Annotated in this window: 16 protein-coding genes and 4 tRNA genes; 17 read left to right on the top strand and 3 right to left on the bottom strand. The window is 39.5% G+C overall.

The genetic code is table 11. The features are described 5' to 3' along the window. Positions 1-65: 65 nt before the first annotated feature. The 14 genes from uvrA (at position 66) to HV560_RS09505 (ending at position 19,181) form a co-directional block, all read left to right on the top strand. The gene (gene uvrA, locus HV560_RS09570; RefSeq protein WP_176812862.1) at positions 66-2,894 is read left to right on the top strand and encodes an excinuclease ABC subunit UvrA; all 2,829 of its coding nucleotides are present in this window, start codon (positions 66-68) and stop codon (positions 2,892-2,894) included. A 207-nt stretch (positions 2,895-3,101) separates the two neighbouring features. Continuing rightward, positions 3,102-4,034, top strand: coding sequence for an ABC transporter permease (locus tag HV560_RS09565; protein WP_176812738.1), 933 nt, complete (start codon positions 3,102-3,104; stop codon positions 4,032-4,034). 1 nt (position 4,035) lies between these two features. Further along, positions 4,036-4,833, top strand: a complete 798-nt coding sequence (locus HV560_RS09560) for an ABC transporter ATP-binding protein (protein WP_176812737.1) — start codon at positions 4,036-4,038, stop codon at positions 4,831-4,833. 3 nt (positions 4,834-4,836) lie between these two features. Continuing rightward, positions 4,837-6,759, top strand: coding sequence for a DNA repair helicase YoaA (locus HV560_RS09555; protein WP_176808824.1), 1,923 nt, complete (start codon positions 4,837-4,839; stop codon positions 6,757-6,759). Positions 6,760-6,948: 189 nt separating this feature from the next. Next, positions 6,949-8,697, top strand: coding sequence for a lipid A ABC transporter ATP-binding protein/permease MsbA (gene msbA, locus HV560_RS09550; RefSeq protein WP_176810245.1), 1,749 nt, complete (start codon positions 6,949-6,951; stop codon positions 8,695-8,697). 53 nt (positions 8,698-8,750) lie between these two features. Beyond that, entirely contained in the window at positions 8,751-9,383 is a 633-nt protein-coding gene (gene lolB, locus HV560_RS09545) for a lipoprotein insertase outer membrane protein LolB (protein WP_176808822.1), read from the top strand. After that, complete coding sequence (ispE, locus tag HV560_RS09540) at positions 9,371-10,234, top strand: 4-(cytidine 5'-diphospho)-2-C-methyl-D-erythritol kinase (protein ID WP_176808821.1); 864 nt, start codon at positions 9,371-9,373, stop codon at positions 10,232-10,234. Before lolB ends, ispE begins: the two co-directional genes overlap by 13 nt. 15 nt (positions 10,235-10,249) lie before the next feature. Continuing rightward, a complete protein-coding gene (locus tag HV560_RS09535) occupies positions 10,250-11,200 on the top strand; it encodes a ribose-phosphate pyrophosphokinase (RefSeq protein ID WP_159630893.1) in 951 nt (316 codons plus the stop codon). A 76-nt stretch (positions 11,201-11,276) separates the two neighbouring features. Further along, entirely contained in the window at positions 11,277-12,284 is a 1,008-nt protein-coding gene (gene pyrD, locus HV560_RS09530) for a quinone-dependent dihydroorotate dehydrogenase (RefSeq protein ID WP_176808820.1), read from the top strand. Positions 12,285-12,676: 392 nt separating this feature from the next. Further along, positions 12,677-15,334: a pyruvate dehydrogenase (acetyl-transferring), homodimeric type gene (aceE, locus tag HV560_RS09525; protein ID WP_176808819.1), complete on the top strand. Its 2,658-nt coding sequence runs from the start codon at positions 12,677-12,679 to the stop codon at positions 15,332-15,334. A 108-nt stretch (positions 15,335-15,442) separates the two neighbouring features. Further along, the gene (aceF, locus tag HV560_RS09520; RefSeq protein ID WP_176812736.1) at positions 15,443-17,332 is read left to right on the top strand and encodes a pyruvate dehydrogenase complex dihydrolipoyllysine-residue acetyltransferase; all 1,890 of its coding nucleotides are present in this window, start codon (positions 15,443-15,445) and stop codon (positions 17,330-17,332) included. Positions 17,333-17,401: 69 nt separating this feature from the next. After that, positions 17,402-18,826, top strand: coding sequence for a dihydrolipoyl dehydrogenase (gene lpdA, locus HV560_RS09515; RefSeq protein ID WP_176808817.1), 1,425 nt, complete (start codon positions 17,402-17,404; stop codon positions 18,824-18,826). A 190-nt stretch (positions 18,827-19,016) separates the two neighbouring features. Next, positions 19,017-19,092, top strand: a tRNA-Gly gene (locus HV560_RS09510). Positions 19,093-19,107: 15 nt separating this feature from the next. Beyond that, a tRNA-Cys gene (locus HV560_RS09505) sits at positions 19,108-19,181 on the top strand. 240 nt (positions 19,182-19,421) lie between these two features. On the opposite strand, the gene HV560_RS09500 is transcribed toward HV560_RS09505, so the two are convergent. Together HV560_RS09500 and HV560_RS09495 are read right to left on the bottom strand one after the other, a co-directional pair. Next, positions 19,422-19,498: transfer RNA gene (locus HV560_RS09500), tRNA-Arg, on the bottom strand. 15 nt (positions 19,499-19,513) lie between these two features. Continuing rightward, a tRNA-Pro gene (locus HV560_RS09495) sits at positions 19,514-19,590 on the bottom strand. 172 nt (positions 19,591-19,762) lie between these two features. Here HV560_RS09495 and folD point away from each other — a divergent pair. Continuing rightward, a complete protein-coding gene (gene folD / locus HV560_RS09490) occupies positions 19,763-20,623 on the top strand; it encodes a bifunctional methylenetetrahydrofolate dehydrogenase/methenyltetrahydrofolate cyclohydrolase FolD (RefSeq protein ID WP_176812735.1) in 861 nt (286 codons plus the stop codon). A 128-nt stretch (positions 20,624-20,751) separates the two neighbouring features. Next, complete coding sequence (gene thiI, locus HV560_RS09485; protein WP_176812734.1) at positions 20,752-22,203, top strand: tRNA uracil 4-sulfurtransferase ThiI; 1,452 nt, start codon at positions 20,752-20,754, stop codon at positions 22,201-22,203. A gap of 96 nt (positions 22,204-22,299) precedes the next feature. Here thiI and hpf read toward each other — a convergent pair whose 3' ends face one another. Continuing rightward, positions 22,300-22,584: a ribosome hibernation-promoting factor, HPF/YfiA family gene (hpf, locus tag HV560_RS09480; protein WP_176808814.1), complete on the bottom strand. Its 285-nt coding sequence runs from the start codon at positions 22,582-22,584 to the stop codon at positions 22,300-22,302. A 175-nt stretch (positions 22,585-22,759) separates the two neighbouring features. On the opposite strand from hpf, the gene HV560_RS09475 reads away from it, so the two are divergent. After that, entirely contained in the window at positions 22,760-23,704 is a 945-nt protein-coding gene (locus HV560_RS09475; RefSeq protein WP_176812733.1) for a Kdo(2)-lipid IV(A) acyltransferase, read from the top strand. The last annotated feature ends 31 nt before the right edge of the window (positions 23,705-23,735 follow it).

The following is a 23,735-nucleotide window of genomic DNA, read 5'->3' as shown; positions in this document are numbered from 1 at the left end:
GTACAGTTTTATTAAAATATGCGATAATGCTCGAAAATTTAGAAATAGCAGTGGATAGAAAAAAGATGCAATATATAGATATTCGTGGAGCGAGAACGCATAACTTAAAAAACATTAATTTAACTTTACCTAGAGATAAATTTATTGTGATTACTGGGCTTTCTGGTTCAGGAAAATCCTCTTTGGCTTTTGATACACTTTATGCTGAAGGGCAACGCCGTTATGTGGAATCGCTTTCTGCTTACGCTCGTCAATTCCTCTCTTTAATGGAAAAGCCCGATGTTGATCACATTGAAGGGCTTTCACCTGCGATTTCAATTGAGCAAAAATCAACTTCACATAACCCTCGTTCTACGGTGGGAACGGTGACGGAAATTCACGACTATCTGCGTTTACTATTTGCAAGGGTGGGGGAACCACGTTGCCCTGATCATGATGTTCCGTTAGCGGCTCAAACGATTTCACAAATGGTGGATAGAGTATTGGAAGAGCCAGAAGGTAAACGCCTAATGCTACTTGCTCCAGTTGTAAAAGATCGAAAAGGCGAACACGTAAAATTATTAGAAAATTTGACCGCTAGCGGTTATTTACGTGCCAGAATTGACGGTGAAATTTGCGATTTATCAGATCCTCCAACATTAGAACTTCAGAAAAAACATACGATTGAGGTTGTGGTAGATCGTTTTAAAGTAAGGTCTGATCTTGCAACACGTTTAGCGGAATCTTTTGAAACGGCATTAGATTTATCTGGCTCAACGGCAGTTATTGCGGACATGGACGATCCTCAGGCAGAAGAAATGGTATTTTCATCGAGTTTTGCTTGCCCACATTGTGGCTATTCATTACAAGAATTAGAGCCTCGTTTATTTTCATTTAATAACCCTGCTGGGGCTTGCCCGAGTTGTGATGGGCTCGGAGTAGAGCAGTTTTTTGATGAAAATAAAGTTGTTCAGAATGCTGATGTCTCATTAGCCTCAGGGGCAATTAAAGGCTGGGATCGTCGTAGTTTTTATTACTTTGGGCTACTAAAAGCAGTGGCGGAGCATTACGGTTTTGATCTGGAAACGTCATTTGGGCAGTTGCCTAAAAAATATCAAAATATTATTTTAAATGGCACAAAAGAAGAGATTGAGTTTGTTTATGTAAATGATAGGGGCGATAAAGTTAAGCGTAAACACGCTTTTGAGGGCGTTCTGAATAATATGGCTCGTCGCTATAAAGAAACGGAATCCAATTCAGTAAGAGATGAATTAGCGAAATATATCAACACTCGCCCTTGCATTGGTTGTCAAGGTTCTCGCTTGCGTCGTGAGGCTCGGTATGTTTTCTTAGATAAAACAAATTTACCGATGGTATCAGAAAAAAGTATTGGCGAAGCACTGGCGTTCTTTGAAGAGATTAAGTTATCAGGGCAAAGAGAGAAAATTGCAGAAAAGATCTTAAAAGAAATTCGTGAGCGTTTGCAGTTTTTGGTTAATGTTGGCTTGAATTATCTTTCGCTTTCGCGTTCAGCTGAAACCTTGTCTGGAGGAGAGGCTCAGCGTATTCGCCTAGCGAGCCAAATTGGTGCTGGCTTAGTGGGTGTGATGTATGTGTTAGATGAGCCTTCAATTGGCTTACATCAGCGTGATAATGAGCGTTTACTTAATACGCTGATTCATTTGCGTAATTTAGGTAATACGGTGATTGTCGTTGAGCACGATGAAGATGCGATTAGGGCAGCAGATCATATTATTGATATTGGACCTGGGGCTGGTGTACATGGTGGACAAGTTATTGCACAGGGAAGCGCGTCAGAAATTATGCAGATTGAAGAATCTATTACTGGGCAATTCCTTTTGGGTAAGCAAAAAATTGAAATTCCTGCTAAGCGAGTGGCTTATGACCCTGCCAAAGTATTAACCCTCTCAGGTGCAAGCGGTAATAATTTGAAAAAAGTGAAGTTAGAAATTCCAGTGGGTTTATTTACTTGTATTACAGGTGTTTCAGGTTCAGGCAAGTCAACATTGATTAATGATACACTTTTCCCTTTGGCTCAGAATGCGTTAAATCGTGCAGAAAATAGCGATGTTGCCCCTTATGAAGCTATTGATGGCTTAGCCCATTTTGATAAAGTGATAGATATCGATCAAAGCCCGATCGGGCGAACGCCACGCTCAAATCCTGCCACTTACACAGGGCTATTTACGCCAATTCGAGAGTTATTTGCAGGCACGCAAGAGGCTCGAGCAAGAGGCTATAACGTAGGGCGTTTTAGTTTCAATGTGCGTGGTGGGCGGTGTGAAGCTTGTCAAGGAGATGGTGTTATTAAGGTAGAAATGCACTTTTTACCCGATGTTTATGTACCTTGCGATCATTGTAAAGGTAAGCGTTATAACCGTGAAACACTTGAAATCCGTTATAAAGGTAAAACCATTCATCAAGTGTTAGAAATGACAGTGGAAGAGGCGAGAGAGTTTTTTGCTCCAGTGCCGATGATTGCTCGTAAGTTACAAACCTTGATAGATGTAGGATTATCTTATATCCGCTTAGGGCAATCTTCTACCACACTTTCAGGAGGAGAGGCTCAGCGTGTCAAGCTAGCCACTGAGTTGTCTAAACGAGACACCGGCAAAACCCTCTATATTTTAGATGAGCCAACCACAGGTTTGCATTTTGCAGATATTAAACAGTTACTCGGTGTATTACATCGCTTGCGTGATCAAGGCAATACGATTGTTGTGATTGAGCATAATTTAGATGTAATAAAAACCGCAGACTGGATTGTAGATCTCGGCCCTGAAGGCGGTAGTGGCGGTGGCGAGATTATCGCAACGGGCACACCTGAACAGGTTGCTAAAGATAAACGCTCTCATACAGCAAGGTTTTTAAAAGAGATATTGGCTAAAGGCTAATATTGCATACAAGCGGTCATATTTTTACTCTTTTTTGCGATTGCAAAATGCAAAGGAAATATGACCGCTTGTGTTTTAGCTTTTTCTTTAGCCTTTGCAAGACAAATAAGTAGCTGATTTTTTCTTAAAAATAGCGTAAAATGCCTTCCAAATTTGTACTATTATAGTAGTGCATTTCTCAATCAATTAACCATAATAAAATGACCAATGGACGCGATTATTCATTTTTTAAGTTTCTTTTTAAGTAATATCACCTGGATTGGTGCCTTAGAGTTAGGCTTGATTTATGCCCTTGTTGCACTTGGCGTATTCATTTCTTATAAAATTCTGGATTTTCCTGATTTAACAGCAGATGGCAGTTTTCCACTAGGTGGTGCGGTGTGTGTCATTAGCATTTTAAATCAAGTTGATCCTTGGTTGGCAACGCTTTACGGCACATTAGCGGGTGCTGCTGCGGGCATTGTTACAGCCTGTCTGCATATCGGTTTTAAAATTGAGAAACTGCTTGCCAGTATCTTGATGATGATTGCCCTTTATTCGATTAATTTACGCATTATGGGAATGCCCAACATTGCGATTCTCGGCGAAACCACAATTTATGATGTGATGACTATTGAAAGCGATCTGCAATTAGCCTTAGTTCGGCTCGTGATGGCATTACTTGTTGTTGTTATCGTGAAATGCCTATTTGACCTCTTTTTTGCTACCGAAATAGGCTTAGCCATTCGAGCAACAGGCACAAATAGCCGTATGGCAAAGGCGCAAGGCATTGCGATTAATAAAATGACGATTTTAGGTATGGCAATTTCTAATGCTTTAATTGCGTTAGGTGGGGCATTATATGTACAAAGTAATGGCGGGGTAGATATTTCTATTGGTGTAGGCACTATCGTGATAGGGTTAGCCGCGGTGATTATTGGCGAAGCGATTTTTTCAGTTAAACGTATTATTTGGCTCACCTTTGCGGTTATTATCGGCTCAATTTTATATCGTTTCTTTATCGCTCTGGCATTAAATAACGAGACGCTCAATAGTATTGGTTTTGGTCCGCAAGATCTGAATTTAATTACAGCATTATTAGTGGTTATCGTATTAGCATTACCAAAAATCAAACAGAAATTGTTGGGTAAGAGAGGTTAAGATGATTGAATTAAATAACTTATTCATTACCTTCAATAAAGGCACCGCAATTGAAAATCCTGTATTGCGAGGGTTATCTCTTAAAGTAGAACAAGGTGAATTTGTTTCTGTGATTGGCAGTAACGGAGCAGGCAAATCCACTATGCTAAATGCAATTAGTGGCGATTGCCAAGTAGATAGTGGCGAGATTATTATTCAAGGTCATAAAGTTAATAATACAACAACGTGGCAAAGAGCGAATCAAGTCGCTCGAGTATTCCAAGACCCTATGGCGGGCACGTGTGAAAGTTTGACCATTGAAGAAAATATGGCACTCGCTTATCAACGTGGTGGAAAGCGAAGTTTAAGCTTTGCGATCAAACGCCAAATGCGAGCGCTTTTTAAAGAAAAACTGTCACTTTTAGGATTGGGCTTAGAAAACCGATTAACCGACCAAATGGGGCGATTATCAGGCGGACAACGCCAAGCGGTGAGTCTTTTGATGGCATCGCTGAAGCCATCTAATATTCTATTACTAGATGAACACACTGCTGCTCTTGATCCTAAAACCACGGATTTTGTGCTGGAGCTAACCAACAAAATCGTGCGAGAACAAAAACTCACTACCCTAATGGTGACTCATTCAATGCGACAAGCCCTAGATTACGGCGACCGTACTGTGATGTTACACCAAGGACAAGTCGCGTTTGATGTGTTTGGCGAGCAGCGACAAAAAATGGATGTGCCAGATTTACTACAACTTTTCCAACAAAACCGCCGTGAACAGTTAAGTGATGACGGCTTGTTGTTGGGCGATTAATTTATGACAAAATACGACGATAAAATTCTTCACGCATTTAGCGATGATGGTCTATTGAGCCAAAATATTAATGGCTTTCGCCCACGAAAAGCCCAGCTTGCGATGGCACAAGCGGTCGGAAAATCCGTAAAATTTGCAACACCCGTGGTTGTTGAGGCTGGCACAGGAACAGGCAAAACATTTGCCTATTTAGTGCCAGCATTGCTTTCAGGTAAAAAAACGATTATTTCCACAGGTTCTAAAAACCTACAAGATCAACTCTTTAATCGTGATCTCCCTACCATTCAAAAAGCCCTCAAATATAAAGGTAAAATAGCGTTACTAAAAGGCAGAGCGAATTATCTCTGTTTAGAGAGATTAGAGCAAGTGACGGCAATGGGAGTGCTCGGCGATAAATCCGTATTATCAGATTTGAAAAAAATCAGCAAATGGCAAAATTCAAGTAAAACAGGTGATTTAAGTGAATGTATTACGATTGCGGAAGACAGCCCGATTTTACCGCAATTAGTGAGCACAACAGAGAGCTGCTTAGGCTCTGATTGCCCCCATTTTAAGGATTGCTATGTGGTACAGGCTCGCCGTAAGGCGATGGAAGCTGATGTGGTTGTGGTAAATCATCATCTATTTTGTGCAGATATGGCGGTAAAAGAAACGGGGTTTGGCGAGTTGATCCCAGAAGCTGAATTGGTGATTTTTGATGAAGCTCATCAACTTCCAGATATTGCTAGCCAATACTTTGGGCAATCCCTCTCTTCTCGCCAATTATTTGATCTTTGCAAAGATACCAACATCGTTTACCGTACAGAATTAAAAGATGTGGCACAATTAGGTAAAGCCTCCGATCATCTTATGAAAGTGGTGCAAGATTTTCGCTTATTAATGGGGGGAGAAGGGCAGATTAGAGGGAATTTACGGGATCTGTTTCGAGATAAAAAAGTGGTGGATGGCTTAGTAAAAGTATCTGAAAACATTGACTTTTTAAGTGAGGTAGTAAAAAAATCATTAGGTCGATCTGACACTTTAGATAAAATTTTTGAACGCTTAGCGGAAGTGAAAGTACAGCTTAAAAAATTAATGGATACTACGGTGACAGGATATTGCTATTGGTACGAAGCAAACGGTCGCTCTTTTGGCTTACACATCACGCCACTTATGGTGGCAGATAAGTTTGGCGAACAGCTAAAAAATCAGCAAATTGGTTGGGTGTTTACCTCCGCAACCCTGGAGGTTGGTGGTTCGTTTGAGCATTTCTGCCAACGATTAGGTATTGAAAATGCCGAACAACTGGTTTTGCAAAGCCCCTTCGATTATCAAAATCAATCGTTACTGTGCGTACCTCGTTATTTACCCGATACCAATAAGGCTCATACTTTAACGGCACTAGGACAACTATTAAAACCCGTTATTGAGGCGAACAAAGGGCGTTGTTTCTTGCTCTGTACCTCTTATTATATGATGCGAGGCCTAGCGGATTTCTTACGAGAACAGAGTTCGCTCAACGTATTATTACAAGGCGAGACAAGTAAAGGGCGTCTATTAGAGAAATTTGTCAAAGAAGATAACGCCGTACTGGTTGCTACCCAAAGTTTTTGGGAAGGTATTGATGTACGAGGCGATGCACTTTCCCTGGTGATTATTGATAAATTGCCTTTCACTTCACCAGATGAACCACTACTCAAGGCACGAATGGAGGATTGCAAATTGCAAGGCGGAGACCCGTTTAATGATATTCAAATTCCTGAGGCGGTGATCACACTAAAACAAGGTGTTGGGCGTTTAATTCGAGATGTCACGGATCGAGGTGTGGTGATTATCTGCGATTCGCGTTTGGTTATGCGTAATTATGGACAAACCTTCTTGAAAAGTTTACCCCCCTCTAAACGAACGAGAGATCTAGGTTCGGTTATTCAATTTTTAAAAGCGTAATACCAAAATAGACAAGCGGTCATATTTTGATTAAATTTTGCAAAATATTCACCAAAGATCACCGCTTGTTTAAACTGAGAAAGGTGTTATTTCTGATTAAAAATCAAACAAAAATAAAACCGATTTGGTTAGCCTTTGAAATCAAGGTACAATAGCCCGATTTTTCAATAAGCAAGAGTGATGTAAAAAGTGAATTCAGAAAAAGATCTTTCCACGTTTAAAACCTTTAAACGTTTATGGCCAACAATCAGTCCTTTTAAAGCGGGGTTGATTGCAGGTGCAGTCGCTTTAGTACTAAATGCCTTAGTTGATTCAAGCCTCATTTATTTGCTTAAACCACTTTTAGATGAAGGGTTTGGGCAAGCAAACCATTATTTTCTTAAATTAATGGCAGCACTTGTCGTTGTATTTATTTTAGTGAGAGGAGTGACTAACTATATCGCTAGTTACTGCTTGGCGTGGGTTTCGGGCAAAGTGGTAATGACATTACGCCGCAATATTTTTCAGCACTTAATGTATATGCCTGTGAGTTATTTTGATAATAATCCAACTGGGCGTTTACTTTCACGTGTTACTTATGATACGGAGATGGTGGCAAGTTCCGCTTCGCATTCGTTAGTGACTATTGTGCGTGAAGGTGCATATTTGCTCTCTTTGTTTGTTGTGATGATTTACACTAGCTGGCAGCTTTCTATCGTGCTCTTTATTATGGCTCCGATTATTGGTCTGTTAATTGGTTTTATTTCTAAATATTTCCGCAAATTAAGCCGTAATATTCAACACTCAATGGGCGAACTGACAGTGACTACCGAGCAAATGCTAAAAGGGCATAAAGAAGTTCTTTCCTTTGGTGGGCAAAAAGTAGAGAAAGAACGCTTTGACCGTGTTAGCAATGATATGCGTCGTAAAGGAATGAAAGTGGTTTCAGCTGACGGTATTTCTGATGGCGTGGTACAACTTATCGCTTCATTTGCGTTATCTGCCGTACTTTATGTTGCTACCTTTCCTGAAGTAATGAGTGAGAATTTAACTGCGGGCTCATTTACCGTCGTCTTTTCTTCTATGATGGCAATGTTGCGTCCTTTAAAATCATTAACCAATGTAAATTCGCAATTCCAACGTGGTATGGCGGCTTGCCAAACATTATTTGAATTTTTAGATTTAAAAACTGAGGCAGATAATGGCACGGTTAATATGGAAAAAGTTGAAGGGAATGTTAAATTTAAAAATGTAAGCTTTAGTTATTTAGGCAAAGAGAATAAAGCATTAAACAATATTTCTTTTGATATTCCTAAAGGTACAACCGTTGCATTAGTTGGGCGTTCTGGTTCAGGCAAATCAACGATTGCCAATTTACTTACTCGCTTTTATGATGTGGATGAAGGCGAGATTTTACTTGATGGCATAAATATTCAAGATTACACATTGAAAAATTTACGTGAGCAATGTTCTGTGGTTTCACAGCAGGTTCATTTATTTAATGATACGATTGCCAATAATATCGCGTATGCAGCAACAGATAAATATAGCCGAGATGAAATTATTGCAGCGGCAAAAGCCGCGCACGCAATGGAATTTATTGAAAAACTGGATAATGGTTTAGATACTGTGATTGGTGAAAATGGCGCGAGCTTATCGGGCGGGCAACGCCAACGTTTAGCGATTGCGCGTGCCTTGCTGCGAAACTCACCAGTATTAGTACTTGATGAGGCAACTTCTGCCTTAGATACAGAATCAGAAAGGGCGATTCAATCGGCTCTTGACGTGTTGCAAAAAGATCGCACTGTTTTGGTTATTGCTCACCGCTTATCGACGATAGAAAAAGCCGATGAAATTTTAGTCGTCGATCACGGAAATATTATTGAACGTGGTAATCATACAGAATTGTTGGCAAAAGGTGGGGCTTATAAACAGCTTCACAGCTTACAATTTAGCTAATTATAATAGGCAATAAGGCGAGTAGTTTTCGCTTCTACAATTGATTTTAAAATATGAAAAAACGCATAAAAATTTTATCTCTGAGTGTATTGCTTGGCTTAATGGCGTGTAACTCCGTATTACAGGCTCCGACGGAAGTACCAAAGCCAACAGTACAAATTCCACACAATGATAGACAATGGCAACAACATTTAGGGCAATTAGCTAAAATTCAACGCTATAGCGCGACAGGTCAATTTGGTTACATTTCGCCAAAAGAGCGTTTTTCTTCCCATTTCAATTTGCAATACCATACGCCAACGCATTTTAGCTTAGAGCTTTCTTCTACTTTTTCCACTAAATCATTGAAATTGGAACGTAATGAGCGTGGTTTAACGGTTTCAGATAGTGAAGGCAGTAGCCGTTCTGATAGTGATATTGAAGCATTAATGAAAGAGATGATTGGTGTTTCATTCCCAATTGACCAGTTTGCTTATTGGGTAAAAGGGCAACCTGAAAAAGAAGGTAATTATATTGTGAATGAAAAACGCCAGCTTTCGCAATTTAGCTATCCACTCAATGGCACCATTTGGACATCAAGTTATGTAGAGTATCACGAAGATCGTGAGCCACATTTGCCTAAATTAATTGTGCTTGAAAATGGTTCGCAAACTTTAAAAATCCGCATTGAAAGATGGACTTATTAATGGAAAAAATGATTTTACCCAGTCCAGCTAAATTGAACCTGTTTTTGTATATTACCAACAAAAGGGAAGATGGCTATCACGAGTTACAAACACTGTTTCAGTTTTTAGACTTTTGCGATGAAATTGAGATTGAAATAATCGATAGCCCTGAAATTGAATTAACAAATCAATTAGAAGGGGTTGCCGTTGAAGATAACTTGATTTACCGAGCTGCCAAACTTTTGCAAAAAACAACCGCTTGCAACAAAGGGGCAAAAATTGGCATTACTAAAAATTTGCCGATGGGTGGTGGTGTTGGTGGTGGCTCATCAAATGCCGCTACGGTGTTAGTGGGTTTAAATCATTTATGGCAAACAGATCTTTCACTTGAACAACTTGCTGAATTAGGTTTAAGTTTAGGGGCTGATGTGCCCATTTTTGTAAGAGGTGTGTCAGCTTTTGCTGAAGGAGTCGGTGAAGTCTTCACACCTTGTGAGCCTGAAGAAAAATGGTATGTGGTGCTAAAACCTGAGGTTTCTATTTCAACGGCAATCGTTTTTAATGATCCGAATTTACCAAGAAACACACCAAAACGCGATTTGAGCAAATTATTATCGTCAAAATGGACAAATGATTGCGAAAAAGTTGTGCGAGAACGTTATTCAGCGGTTGAAGATCTTATGCAAGAATTGTTACAATATGCACCGTTTAAGCTAACAGGCACAGGTGCTTGTATTTTTGCTGAATTTAGTACACAAGCAGAAGCTGAACAAGTTTTTGCTTATAGGCCACCAGAGACATTTGGTTTTGTGGCGAAAGGGCAAAATATTTCGCCATTACATCAAACATTATTCCAAACTAACCACCACTAATCAAAGGGTCACTCCATGACAGATATTAAACTGTTTTCGGGCAATGCAACGCCAGAACTTGCTAATCGTATTGCAAAACATCTTTATACTTCATTAGGTAATGCAACTGTTGGTCGTTTTAGCGATGGTGAAATTCAAGTGCAAATCAATGAAAATGTGCGTGGAGGCGATATTTTCATTGTGCAATCAACTTGTGCACCAACGAATGATAATCTAATGGAATTGATTGTAATGGTTGATGCGTTGCGTCGTGCTTCTGCTGGTCGTATTACAGCCGTTATCCCATACTTTGGCTATGCTCGCCAAGATAGACGTGTGCGTTCAGCCCGTGTCCCTATTACTGCAAAAGTGGTCGCTGACTTTCTGTCAAGCGTTGGTGTAGATAGAGTATTAACGTGTGATTTACATGCGGAACAGATTCAAGGCTTCTTTGATGTGCCAGTAGATAATGTATTTGGTTCGCCTGTACTTATTGAAGATATTTTGAAAAAATCAGATTTAGTCAATCCTATTGTAGTTTCCCCTGATATTGGCGGGGTGGTGCGTGCAAGAGCGGTCGCTAAATTATTGAATGATACCGATATGGCAATTATTGATAAACGTCGCCCGAAAGCAAATGTATCGCAAGTTATGCATATTATTGGTGATGTCGCAGAGCGTGATTGTATTTTAGTTGATGATATGATAGATACTGGCGGTACCTTAGCTAAAGCCGCTGAAGCATTAAAAGAGCGTGGTGCACGTCGTGTATTTGCTTATGCAACCCATGCAGTATTCTCTGGAGCAGCAGCACAAAACCTAGCAAATACAGCGTTAGATGAAATTGTGGTAACAGATACTATTCCATTAACTAATGAAATTAAAGCACTTAATAAGGTGCGAGTTTTAACTTTATCTGGAATGCTTGCAGAAGCGATTCGTCGTATTAGCAATGAAGAGTCTATTTCTGCAATGTTTGATGCGTAATGATTTTATTGCCCGAATGCCCAATCTAATGATTGGGCTTTTTTATAACTATTTATCATTTGGGGAAAATACCTTTATGTATTCTCTTATTCGTCCATTTTTATTTTCGCTTGAGGCTGAAAATGCACATCAACTTTCTATTCAAGCTCTTGCATTAGTAGGGAAACTCCCTTTTTCACCTTTAGTTACGCCATCTAATCCGACAACAGTGATGGGGCTTAATTTTAAAAATCCGATTGGTTTGGCAGCTGGAGCAGATAAAAACGGCGAAGCGATAGATGGCTTTGGCAAATTAGGCTTTGGTTTTATTGAAGTTGGTACAGTGACGCCTCTTGCACAAGATGGAAATCCTAAGCCAAGACAATTCCGAGTTTTAGAAGCTGAAGGCATTATTAACCGAAATGGGTTTAATAATAAAGGTGTTGACGCTCTGATTGAGAATGTGAAAAAAGCGAAATATGACGGCATTTTGGGGATTAATATTGGCAAAAATGCACTCACTCCGATTGAGCATAGCTTAGATGATTATCTGACTTGTTTACGGAAAGTGTATGAATATTGCGATTATGTCACAGTAAACATTTCATCGCCAAATACTAAAAATTTGCGTAGTCTGCAATATGGCGAGGCATTAGATGATTTATTGGTTAATTTAAAAAAAGAGCAGGCTCAACTTTTGCAAAAAATTGGTCAATATCGACCGCTTGTATTGAAAATTGCCCCTGATTTAACGGATGAGGAAATTGCTTCTGTGGCAGATAGCTTAGTTCGCCATCAGATTGATGGAGTCATTGCAGGAAATACGACGCTTTCTCGTGAAAGTGTTGTGGGTTTAACACATTTTGAGCAGCAAGGTGGATTAAGCGGTAAGCCTCTGCATCAATTAAGCAGCCGATTGATTGCCCGATTATCTGTTGAATTAAATGGGCGTGTTCCTATCATTGGAAGCGGAGGAATTCATTCGTTAGAGAGTGGGCAAGAAAAGATTAATGCTGGTGCGAGCTTATTGCAAGTTTACTCTGCTATGATTTATCAAGGGCCATCACTTATCCAAAGGTTAGCTAAGCACGTGAAGTTGAAGTAAAGAGTAAGGATTAGGAATAGCTACAATATATACCTAATTTAGCGTTAAACATCAGGTTTTTTCTTATTTTTATAAGGTTTAATTAACATTAAGCGTGGTTTGTGTCTTGAACAAAATTAGACAACATCAGCGATTTTTGCTATCTTGCATTGCAAATTTATCTACAAAATTTAAACAAATTTTATAAAACACTATAAAAACGTTTAAAATCAAATAGATAATACTTTTATTTTGGGCTTTTCGACTTAAAGCTTAACTAAGGCTAAATTTAAAATAGCCGTTTGAGATGAATTTTTTCGATAAAAATTGGTCTAAAAATCATCAAATAAGCAAAATTTGTTAAGATTTTGTTATTTATTACTTCAATCATTAATTTAATAAGGAAGAATACTATGTCAGAGAACTTGAGAAATGACGTAGATCCAATCGAAACTCAAGATTGGTTGGCATCACTAGATTCGTTAATTCGTGAAGAAGGTTTAGAGCGAGCTCAATTTATCGTTGAACAAGTTATCAGCCAAGCACGTGCTGGCGGCGTGTCATTACCAACAGGTACGACAACGGATTATGTCAATACAATTCCAGTTTCTGAGCAACCAGCTTATCCAGGTGATCATAAAATCGAGCGTCGTATTCGTTCTGCCGTACGTTGGAACGCAATTGCCACTGTTTTGCGTAGCCAGAAAAAAGATCTTGACTTAGGTGGACACATCTCAACATTCCAATCTGCAGCAACAATGTATGAAGTTTGCTTTAACCACTTTTTTAAAGCACCAACGGATAAAAATGGTGGAGATTTAATCTTCTTCCAAGGCCACGCAGCACCAGGAATGTATGGTCGTGCTTTCTTAGAAGGTCGTATTACGGCTGAGCAAATGGACAACTTCCGCCAAGAAGCATTCACAGATGGTTTATCTTCTTACCCTCACCCTAAATTGATGCCTGAGTTTTGGCAATTCTCTACGGTATCAATGGGCTTAGGACCAGTGAATGCAATCTACCAAGCTCGTTTCTTAAAATATTTAGAACATCGTGGTTTAAAAGACACTGCTGATCAAAAAGTATATGCTTTCTTAGGCGATGGCGAGATGGATGAAATCGAATCTAAAGGTGCATTATCATTTGCAGGTCGTGAAAAATTAAACAACTTAATTTTTACTATTAGTTGTAACTTACAACGCTTAGATGGTCCAGTAAACGGTAACGGTAAAATTGTTCAAGAATTAGAGGGCGTATTTACTGGTGCAGGTTGGGAAGTGATTAAAGTATTATGGGGTAGCGAGTGGGATAAATTATTCGCTAAAGATACTTCAGGTAAATTAAGCCAATTAATGATGGAAGTGTTAGATGGTGACTATTTAACGTTCAAATCTAAAAATGGTGCTTACGTTCGTGAACACTTCTTCGGTCGCTATCCAGAAACTGCCGCACTCGTAGCGGATATGACAGATGATGAAATTTGGGCATTACGTCGTGGAGCTCATGATTCTGAAAAATTGTATGCGGCTTATGCAAAAGCACAGAAATCAGACAAACCAGTTGTGATATTAGCTCAACAAGTAAAAGGTTATCGTATTCCTGAGGCAGAAAGTAAAAATACGGCTCACCAATCGAAAAAAATGTCATTAGAGAGCTTAAAAGGCTTCCGTGATTACTTTGAGTTGCCGTTAACTGATGAGCAAGTTGAAAATCTAGAATATATCAAATTCGAAGAAGGTTCAGAAGAGTACAATTATTTACATGGTAAACGTAAAGATTTAAATGGTTTTGTTCCTGTGCGTAAGCCGAAATTTACCGTTGAGTTCAAAGTGCCTGAGTTATCTGAATTCCAAGCATTATTAGATGAGCAACCGCGTGGTATTTCAACTACGATGGCATTCTCTCGTGTGTTAAATACCTTATTGAAAGATAAAAATATCGGTCAGCAAATCGTGCCAATTATTGCGGACGAAGCACGTACTTTTGGTATGGAGGGTTTATTCCGTCAAATCGGTATTTACAACCCATTCGGTCAAAACTATGTGCCATCAGACCGTGATTTAGTGGCTTACTACCGTGAAGCAAAAGATGGCCAAGTATTACAAGAAGGTATCAATGAGTTGGGTGCAACTGCATCTTGGGTTGCTGCTGCAACATCATATTCTGTCAGCAATTTACCGATGATTCCATTCTTCATCTACTACTCAATGTTCGGCTTCCAACGTGTAGGCGATATGATGTGGTTAGCTGGCGACCAATTAGCTCGTGGCTTTATGATTGGGGGAACTTCAGGCCGTACAACCTTAAATGGAGAAGGTTTGCAACACGAAGATGGTCATAGCCATATTCAAGCGGGCGTAATTCCGAATTGTGTCACTTACGATCCAGCATTTGCATTTGAAGTAGCGGTCATTGTTCAAGATGGTATCCGCCGTATGTATGGCGAAGATCAAGAAGATATATTCTACTACATTACCACATTAAATGAAATTACCGAACAACCAGCAATGCCTACAGGTGCTGAAGAGGGTATCCGTAAAGGTTTATATAAATTTGAAACGGTTGAAGGTAAAGGCAAGGGCCATATTCAGTTATTAAGTTCTGGTGCAATTATGCGTCACGTACGTTTAGCAGCTCAAATTCTTGCAAATGACTACGGTATAACTGCAGATGTATTCTCAGCACCATCATTCAACGAATTAGGTCGTGACGGTGCAGATGTAGCTCGTTGGAACTTATTACACCCAACAGAAGAGCAGCGTATTCCTTATGTCGCACAAGTGTTAGCAGACTTACCAACAGTTGCCGCAACAGATTATATGAAACTATACGCTGAGCAAATTCGTGCGTATGTGCCAAGTAAACATTATCATGTGTTAGGTACAGATGGTTTCGGCCGCTCAGACAGCCGTGCAAACTTACGTGAGCACTTTGAAGTTGATGAGCGTTATGTCGTTGTTGCAGCACTTGCTCAATTAGCGAAAGAAGGCACAGTGGAAACTAAAGTTGTTGCTGATGCTATTACTAAATTTGGCTTAAATGTGGATCGTATTAACCCATTATATGCGTAATACAAGCGGTAAAATTTAACGAAAATTTTGCAAAATGGGGTGGGGAAACCCACCCTAAATTTGTAAGGATAAAATCAGTTTATCTGTTTACAAAAGAAGGATTTTAAAATGTCAAAACAAATTAATGTGCCAGATATTGGTTCAGATGAAGTAAGTGTTACTGAAGTGATGGTAAAAGTTGGTGATACTATTTCAGTAGACCAATCAATTATTAGCGTAGAAGGTGATAAAGCCTCAATGGAAGTGCCTGCACCAGAAGCAGGTGTAGTAAAAGAAGTATTAGTGAAGGTAGGCGATAAAGTTTCAACTGGCTCTCCAATGTTAGTATTAGCCTCAGCTGATGCTGCCCCCGAGGCTGAAGCACCAAAAGCAGAAACTGCTCCTGCGTCTGTAGCAACAACTTCAGCAGTTGTTGAAGTAAATGTGCCAGATATTGGTAGCGATGAAGTAAATGTAACTGAAATTATGGTTAAAGTAGGCGATAGCGTTGAAATTGATCAATCAATCATTAGTGTTGAAGGTGATAAAGCGTCTATGGAAGTCCCTGCACCAGTTGCGGGCGTGGTAAAAGAAATTTTAATCAATGTAGGCGATAAAGTTTCAACAGGCAAATTAATTATGAAGTTTGAAACCGCATCATCTGCATCAGTACAAGCAGCCCCAGTTGCAGAAGCTGTTGCACCTGCTTCAACATCTGCAATTAAAGATGTGAATGTACCAGATATCGGTGGCGATGAAGTAAACGTAACTGAAATTATGGTTAAAGTAGGAGATTCTGTATCAGAAGAGCAATCTTTAATTACTGTTGAAGGCGATAAAGCATCAATGGAAGTACCTGCACCATTTGCGGGGGTGGTAAAAGAAATTCTAGTGAAATCTGGCGATAAAGTGTTAACTGGTTCATTAATTATGAAATTTGAAGTAACAGGTGCAGAACCTGTTGTGGCTCAAAATGCGTCAGCTCCAGCACCACAAGTAGCACCAGCGAAAACTGATACGGTCCCAGCCGCTCAAAACCAATCAGGTTTAAATCAAGAACAAGTAGTTTCTGCTGCTGGTTATGCACACGCAACACCAGTAATTCGTCGTTTGGCTCGTGAGTTCGGTGTCAATTTAGACAAAGTAAAAGGTACAGGTCGTAAAGGTCGTATCGTTAAAGAAGATATTCAAGCATACGTCAAAACTGCAGTTCAAGTATTTGAAAAACAAGGCGGAACGGCAGCTGCCGCAACTGGTGCAGCAAACGGTGCTGGTTTAGGCTTATTACCATGGCCGAAAGTGGATTTCAGCAAATTTGGTGAAGTAGAGGAAGTTGAGTTAAGCCGTATTAATAAGATTTCTGGTGCGAATTTACACCGCAACTGGGTAATGATTCCACATGTCACTCACTTTGACCGCACAGACATTACTGAGCTAGAAAATTTCCGTAAAGATCAAAATAAAGAAGCTGAAAAACGTAAGTTAGATGTGAAAATCACACCTGTGGTATTCATTATGAAAGCGGTAGCAAGCGCGTTAGAAGCATTTCCACGTTTCAATAGCTCAATTTCTGAAGATGCACAACGTTTAACATTGAAAAAATACATCAACATCGGTGTTGCAGTAGATACACCAAATGGTTTAGTGGTTCCTGTATTTAAAAATGTGAACAAAAAAGGCATTATCGAACTTTCTCGTGAGTTAATGGAAGTATCGAAAAAAGCACGTGAAGGTAAATTAACGGCTTCAGATATGCAAGGCGGTTGTTTTACTATTTCAAGTTTAGGTGGTATCGGTACTACTCACTTCACCCCGATCGTGAATGCTCCGGAAGTGGCAATTTTAGGTGTATCTAAATCTGAAATGCAGCCAATTTGGAACGGTAAAGAGTTCGAGCCACGCTTAATGCTTCCATTATCCTTATCATTCGACCACCGCGTTATTGATGGGGCAGATGGCGCAAGATTCTTAAGCTATATTAACGGCGTATTAGCAGATATTCGTCGTTTAGTAATGTAATTTTAACAAGCGGTTGTTTTTGTAAAAAATTTTGCAAAATCGACCGCTTGTATCACAAATGAGGCAAATATGAGCAAAGAAATTAAAACGCAAGTCGTGGTACTTGGTGCAGGCCCAGCAGGTTATTCAGCTGCATTTCGCTGTGCCGACTTAGGTTTAGAAACCGTTATTGTTGAACGCTATTCAACCTTAGGTGGCGTATGTTTAAACGTAGGTTGTATTCCATCTAAAGCGTTATTACACGTCGCAAAAGTGATTGAAGAAGCAAAACACGCAGTACATAACGGTGTCACTTTCGGCGAACCCACTATTGATTTAGACCAAGTTCGTGCAGGTAAAGAGAGCGTAGTTTCAAAATTAACGGGCGGTTTAGCCGGTATGGCGAAAGCACGTAAAGTAACGGTGGTAGAAGGTTTAGCTGCATTTACTGGACCAAACACCTTAGTTGCTCGTGATCGTGACGGCAACCCAACCACGGTAACCTTTGATAATGCAATTATTGCAGCGGGTTCTCGCCCAATTCAATTACCATTCATTCCACACGAAGATCCACGTGTTTGGGATTCAACAGATGCACTTAAATTAAAAGAAGTGCCTAAGAAACTGTTAATTATGGGTGGTGGTATTATCGGTTTAGAAATGGGAACGGTTTACAATGCGTTAGGTTCGGAAGTGGAAGTGGTGGAAATGTTCGACCAAGTGATTCCAGCGGCAGACAAAGACATTGTGGCAATTTACACCAAGCAAATCGAGAAAAAATTCAAGTTAATGCTTGAAACTAAAGTGACCGCAGTTGAAGCAAAAGATGACGGTATTTATGTTTCAATGGAAGGCAAAGCGTGCAACGACACCAAACGTTATGATGCCGTATTAGTAGCAATTGGTCGTGTACCAAACGGCAAATTAATTGATGCAGGTAAAGCAGGCGTTCACGTTGATGAGCGTGGCTTCATTCCTGTCGATAAACAACTTCGCACTAACGTGCCACACATCTTTGCAATCGGCGACATCGTGGGTCAGCCAATGTTAGCACACAAAGGGGTTCACGAAGGTCACGTTGCGGCAGAAGTCATTGCAGGACAAAAACACTACTTCGATCCGAAAGTAATTCCATCTATTGCTTACACTGAGCCAGAAGTCGCTTGGGTAGGTAAAACCGAAAAAGAGTGCAAGCAAGAAGGCTTAAATTACGAAGTCGCGAAATTCCCTTGGGCAGCTTCAGGTCGAGCAATTGCCTCTGAATGTTCAGAAGGGATGACGAAGCTGATTTTTGACAAAGACACTCATCGCCTATTAGGCGGTGCGATTGTAGGTAGCAACGGTGGCGAATTATTAGGCGAAATCGGTCTTGCAATTGAAATGGGTTGTGATGCAGAAGATATTGCATTAACCATTCACGCACATCCAACTTTACACGAATCGGTAGGTTTAGCGGCAGAAGTATTTGAAGGCTCTATTACAGACTTACCAAATGCGAAAGCGAAAAAACGCTAATTGATAAGCTCTAGCAAGCGGTTGTTTTTTGTCAATTTTTTGCAAAAATCAACCGCTTGTTTGTTTTTAGATCTAAAATGGTGTGTGGTGAGTTTTTTTTCAGCACTTGATAAGTGTGTGTCAAATTTGTCATTGACATAAAACGATAAATCCGTAAAATGCAACTCGTTCTTTCACAGAATATTCAAATGCGGGAATAGCTCAGTTGGTAGAGCACGACCTTGCCAAGGTCGGGGTCGCGAGTTCGAGCCTCGTTTCCCGCTCCAATTTTCAAATCTTACGGCGTGTTAGCAAAGCGGTTATGCACTGGATTGCAAATCCATGTAGCTCGGTTCGACTCCGGGACACGCCTCCATCTTATTATCTAATAAACTATAAGTAACCCTGAGAAATCCCAGAAATCTAGCATTTCAGTACTTTTGTGTAAAATTTAACTCCGAATAATTTGGGCAAAATCCGAATCTATCCAATTTTTTTAGTGGGTGTTTTGGAGGTGCTTTAATATGGCTAAAGTAATTAAGGCATTTCATAATTCAGGAAAAACTCTCTAAAATGAGTTATAAAAAGACAACTGATTGATTTTAAAAGGATTTAATGGCACGCCCTAAAGGATTCGAACCTTTGACCCACGCCTTAGAAGGGCGTTGCTCTATCCAGCTGAGCTAAGGGCGCAATGAGAAAAAGAAGTGGTCGGCGAGATAGGATTTGAACCTACGACCCACTGGTCCCAAACCAGTTGCGCTACCAAGCTGCGCTACTCGCCGAAAAATGATGTAGTGATTATAAATTTCTTTAATCAACAGTCAATCTTTTTTTGTTAAAGTGTGATTAAATGATTGAAGTTTATCCGCTGTTCGTAAAATTAACTTATCAAAATAGGATTTTTTTGAGTAAAATAGCAAACGTTTTCGCTAATTAATGTTTCGGGAGAGAAAAATGGCTGCACAGATTATATCGGGGAGTGAGATTGCCTCAAAAATAAAAAAAGATATTAGTGAGAAAATTACGCAATATATTGAACAAGGCAAGCGTAAGCCTGGGCTTGCGGTTATTTTAGTTGGGGCTGATCCTGCTTCTCAAGTTTATGTTGGAAGTAAACGTAAAAGTTGTGCAGAAATTGGCATTGAATCTAAATCTTATGATTTGCCTGTAGAAACAACCGAAGCGGAGCTGCTTTCGCTCATTGATAAGCTTAATCAAGATGATAGTATTGATGGTATTTTAGTGCAATTACCTTTACCAAAACAAATTGATTCAACTAAAGTGATAGAAGCAATTGCACCGCATAAAGATGTGGATGGATTTCACCCTTATAATGTAGGGCGTTTAGCTCAACGTATTCCACTTTTGCGTTCTTGCACTCCTTATGGTGTAATGAAATTACTTGAAGCAACGGGTGTGGATTTATATGGTCAGCACGCTGTGATTGTGGGGGCTTCTAATATTGTGGGGCGGCCAATGGCATTAGAATTGCTACTTGCAGGCTGTACCGTTACTGTAACCCATCGTTTTACAAAAGACTTAAAAAGCCATATACATCAAGCGGATATTCTAGTGGTGGCAGTTGGAAAGCCTGAGTTTATCCCTGGAGATTGGATTAAAGACGGTGCGATAGTGATTGATGTTGGGATTAATCGTAGTGAAGGGGGCAAGCTAAAAGGTGATGTGGAATATTCTGTTGCCTCAAAAAAAGCGTCATTTATTACGCCTGTACCAGGTGGCGTTGGGCCAATGACTGTAGCAATGTTAATGCAAAATACCTTGCAGGCTTACGAAAACCATTTACAAGCGGTCTAAAAAGTCAGATTTTTTGCAAATCCCCAGTCTATTTCTTAGATTGGGGATTTTCTTTTCTAGGATTTTGAGCCAGAAAAGACTAAAATAGCCCACCTTTTTATAGCGAATTATAGCGAACAGATTTTTATATGAAATTTATTATTAAATTTTTCCCTGAAATTATGATTAAAAGCGACTCAGTGCGTAGACGATTTATCAAAATTTTAACCTCAAATATCCGCAATGTCTTGTTAAAAGAAACCAAAAATATATCTGTTGTTCGTCATTGTGATTTTATTAAAGTGCGAGCAAAAGTCGAGGAAGAGGGGGCATTAGTGCTGGATTTGCTCAAGCGTACCCCTGGTATTCATCATATTTTGGAGGTTGAAGAAACGCCATTTACTGATATGCACGATATTTTTGAGCAAACCTATGCTGCGGTAAAAGATGAACTTGAAGATAAATCTTTTAGTGTGCGGGTTCGCCGTAAAGGCAAGCACGATTTCAGCTCACTGGATGTTGAACGTTATGTGGGTGGAGGGCTAAACCAACGGATTGAAAGTGCTAGAGTGAAATTAAAAAATCCTGATGTGACGGTTAGAATTGATATTGAACAAGACAAAATGTTGTTGATTAAAGCACGTTATGAGGGATTGGGTGGGTATCCTATTGGCACGCAAGAAGATGTTCTGTCTCTTATATCGGGTGGTTTTGATTCTGGTGTGTCAAGCTATATGCTGATTCGCCGTGGCTCTCGTGTACATTATTGCTTTTTCAATTTAGGTGGAGCAGCTCACGAACTTGGCGTTAAGCAGATGGCATATCATATTTGGAGCCGTTATAGCACTTCGCATAAAGTCCGTTTTGTGGCGATCAATTTTGAAAATGTAGTTGGCGAGATTTTAGAAAAGGTCGATAACGGACAAATGGGGGTGGTATTAAAACGTATGATGGTGCGTGCAGCAAGCAAAATTGCCGAGCGTTTTGGCATTCAAGCAATCGTAACAGGTGAGGCGTTAGGACAAGTTTCAAGCCAAACCTTAACCAATTTGCGTTTGATTGATAAGGCTTCTGACACTCTCGTTTTACGCCCACTGATTACTCACGATAAAGAAAAAATTATTGCGATAGCAAAAGAGATTGGCACGGATGATATTGCTAAATCTATGCCAGAATTTTGCGGCGTGATTTCTAAAAATCCAACCGTAAAAGCGATTGAGAGTAAAATTGTGGAAGAAGAGGGGCACTTTAATTTTGATGTGCTAGATCAAGCGGTTAAAAATGCTGACTATTTGGATATTCGTGAAATCGCTCAGCAAGCAGAAAAAGAAGTTGTTTCGGTTGAAACAACAAGTGAATTATCAGAAAACGATATTATTTTAGATATTCGCAGCCCGGAGGAAGTAGATGAAAACCCTTTCCGATTACCGGGGGTTGAGGTAAAAGCATTACCATTTTATAAACTTTCTAGTCTGTTTAGTGAGTTAGATCAAGATAAAACTTACTTGCTGTATTGCCAGCGTGGTGTGATGAGTAAGTTGCAAGCACTTTATTTAAAAGAGAGTGGTTATCGTAATGTGAAAGTATTTCAAGCGAAATAGGCATATTTGCAAACTTTTAAGCAAATTTAACCGCTTGTAAGAAAGGGCTAAATGAGTTTTCATTTAGCCCTGAATTTTATTTAAAAGGGAGCAGCATTAATGCTCATTTTTCTCTTTTAATTTAATTAATTGCCCTTCTAATTTTTTCTTTACATCGAAAATCGCATTATATAAATCTTCCTGCTCAGCTTTTGCAACCAAATCACCTAAAGGTGTGCCTATGGTTGCTTCTACTTGGAAGGTATTTGGTTGTTTAATCAGCATAAAATGCGGATTTATTAACTGGGTATGATATTTTTCTAACTTAGCTAAACGCTCCTCAATATGAGTACGGATTGCAGGGGTAATGTCCATTTGTTTGCTTGAAATATTGAGTGACATAACATTTTCCTCTTGTTTAGTTAAGGCTGCTGCCATTGATATCTGTAATCAAAATATGCGGTTCACCCTAAAAATTCAAGTTAAAAATAGAATAAGTTTTCAAAAATTTGATCTACTTAACACTTTTAACTGTTTTTGGCTATAATATCGCTAAATAGACAGCAGAGATTTGATAATGAACGATAAAAAAAAATTACCTCCGTTTCAAAAAGCGTTTTTACATCCTAAATATTGGGGATTATGGCTGGGATTAGGGATTTTCAAATTAATTCTCTGTTTACCATACCCTATTTTAGTCAAAATTGGCTTGGGCCTTGGGAAGGTGTTTACTCAGTTAGGTTTTGGAAAACGCCGTATGCAAATTGCCCGCCGCAATTTGGAACTCTGTTTTCCACATTATTCAGCTGAGCAAATTACAGCGTTAGTTCAAGAAAATATGAAATCGGTAGGTATGGCGATTATTGAAACAGGTATGGCGTGGTTCTGGTCTGATGAGCGTATTCTGAAATGGTCTAAAATTGAAGGGGAAGAATATTTAAAGCAGAGTACAAGAAATAACCAAGGCATATTGCTAGTAGGTGTACATTTTTTAACTTTAGAACTTGGTGCAAGAATTGTTGGCTTACATCATCAAGGTATTGGCATTTATCGGCCAAATGATAATCCCCTGTTAGATTGGATACAATTTCGAGGTAGAATTCGCTCTAATAAAGGGATGCTCGATCGCAAAGATGTTCGAGGTATGATTCGAGTATTAAAAAACGGCGGAATGATTTGGTACGCTCCAGATCACGATTATGGTAGAAGAAACAGCGTTTTTGTGCCTTTTTTTGCAGTAGATGAAGCTTGTACTACAGCAGGTAGCTATATGTTACTTCGCTCTGCACCTAATACTGTGGTTATTCCATTTAGTCCGATTCGCAATGCGGATTATTCAGGCTACACGATTAAAATTAGTCCTCCAGTTGATTTTAGTGAATGTCAAGATGAAGTAGAGACAGCCATATTGATGAATAAGGTTGTTGAGCGGGAGATTATGAATGTACCCACGCAATATATGTGGCTACATCGACGTTTTAAAACCCGACCAAATGAAGAGGATAAGAGCCTTTATGATTAAATTTCAAATAATTATAAAAAAGTGCTTGCAT

The organism is Mannheimia pernigra (assembly GCF_013377995.1).
Lineage (GTDB): Bacteria > Pseudomonadota > Gammaproteobacteria > Enterobacterales > Pasteurellaceae > Mannheimia > Mannheimia pernigra.
This window is presented reverse-complemented; position numbering and strand designations above follow the sequence as displayed.

What these genes read in the sequence shown, in the direction of transcription:
- uvrA (WP_176812862.1), top strand. Translation starts at nt 66, where the DNA reads ATGCAATATATAGATATTCGTGGAGCGAGAACGCATAACTTAAAAAAC.
- HV560_RS09565 (WP_176812738.1), top strand. Translation starts at nt 3,102, where the DNA reads ATGGACGCGATTATTCATTTTTTAAGTTTCTTTTTAAGTAATATCACC.
- HV560_RS09560 (WP_176812737.1), top strand. Translation starts at nt 4,036, where the DNA reads ATGATTGAATTAAATAACTTATTCATTACCTTCAATAAAGGCACCGCA.
- HV560_RS09555 (WP_176808824.1), top strand. Translation starts at nt 4,837, where the DNA reads ATGACAAAATACGACGATAAAATTCTTCACGCATTTAGCGATGATGGT.
- lolB (WP_176808822.1), top strand. Translation starts at nt 8,751, where the DNA reads ATGAAAAAACGCATAAAAATTTTATCTCTGAGTGTATTGCTTGGCTTA.
- ispE (WP_176808821.1), top strand. Translation starts at nt 9,371, where the DNA reads ATGGACTTATTAATGGAAAAAATGATTTTACCCAGTCCAGCTAAATTG.
- HV560_RS09535 (WP_159630893.1), top strand. Translation starts at nt 10,250, where the DNA reads ATGACAGATATTAAACTGTTTTCGGGCAATGCAACGCCAGAACTTGCT.
- pyrD (WP_176808820.1), top strand. Translation starts at nt 11,277, where the DNA reads ATGTATTCTCTTATTCGTCCATTTTTATTTTCGCTTGAGGCTGAAAAT.
- aceE (WP_176808819.1), top strand. Translation starts at nt 12,677, where the DNA reads ATGTCAGAGAACTTGAGAAATGACGTAGATCCAATCGAAACTCAAGAT.
- aceF (WP_176812736.1), top strand. Translation starts at nt 15,443, where the DNA reads ATGTCAAAACAAATTAATGTGCCAGATATTGGTTCAGATGAAGTAAGT.
- lpdA (WP_176808817.1), top strand. Translation starts at nt 17,402, where the DNA reads ATGAGCAAAGAAATTAAAACGCAAGTCGTGGTACTTGGTGCAGGCCCA.
- folD (WP_176812735.1), top strand. Translation starts at nt 19,763, where the DNA reads ATGGCTGCACAGATTATATCGGGGAGTGAGATTGCCTCAAAAATAAAA.
- thiI (WP_176812734.1), top strand. Translation starts at nt 20,752, where the DNA reads ATGAAATTTATTATTAAATTTTTCCCTGAAATTATGATTAAAAGCGAC.
- hpf (WP_176808814.1), bottom strand. Translation starts at nt 22,584, where the DNA reads ATGTCACTCAATATTTCAAGCAAACAAATGGACATTACCCCTGCAATC.
- HV560_RS09475 (WP_176812733.1), top strand. Translation starts at nt 22,760, where the DNA reads ATGAACGATAAAAAAAAATTACCTCCGTTTCAAAAAGCGTTTTTACAT.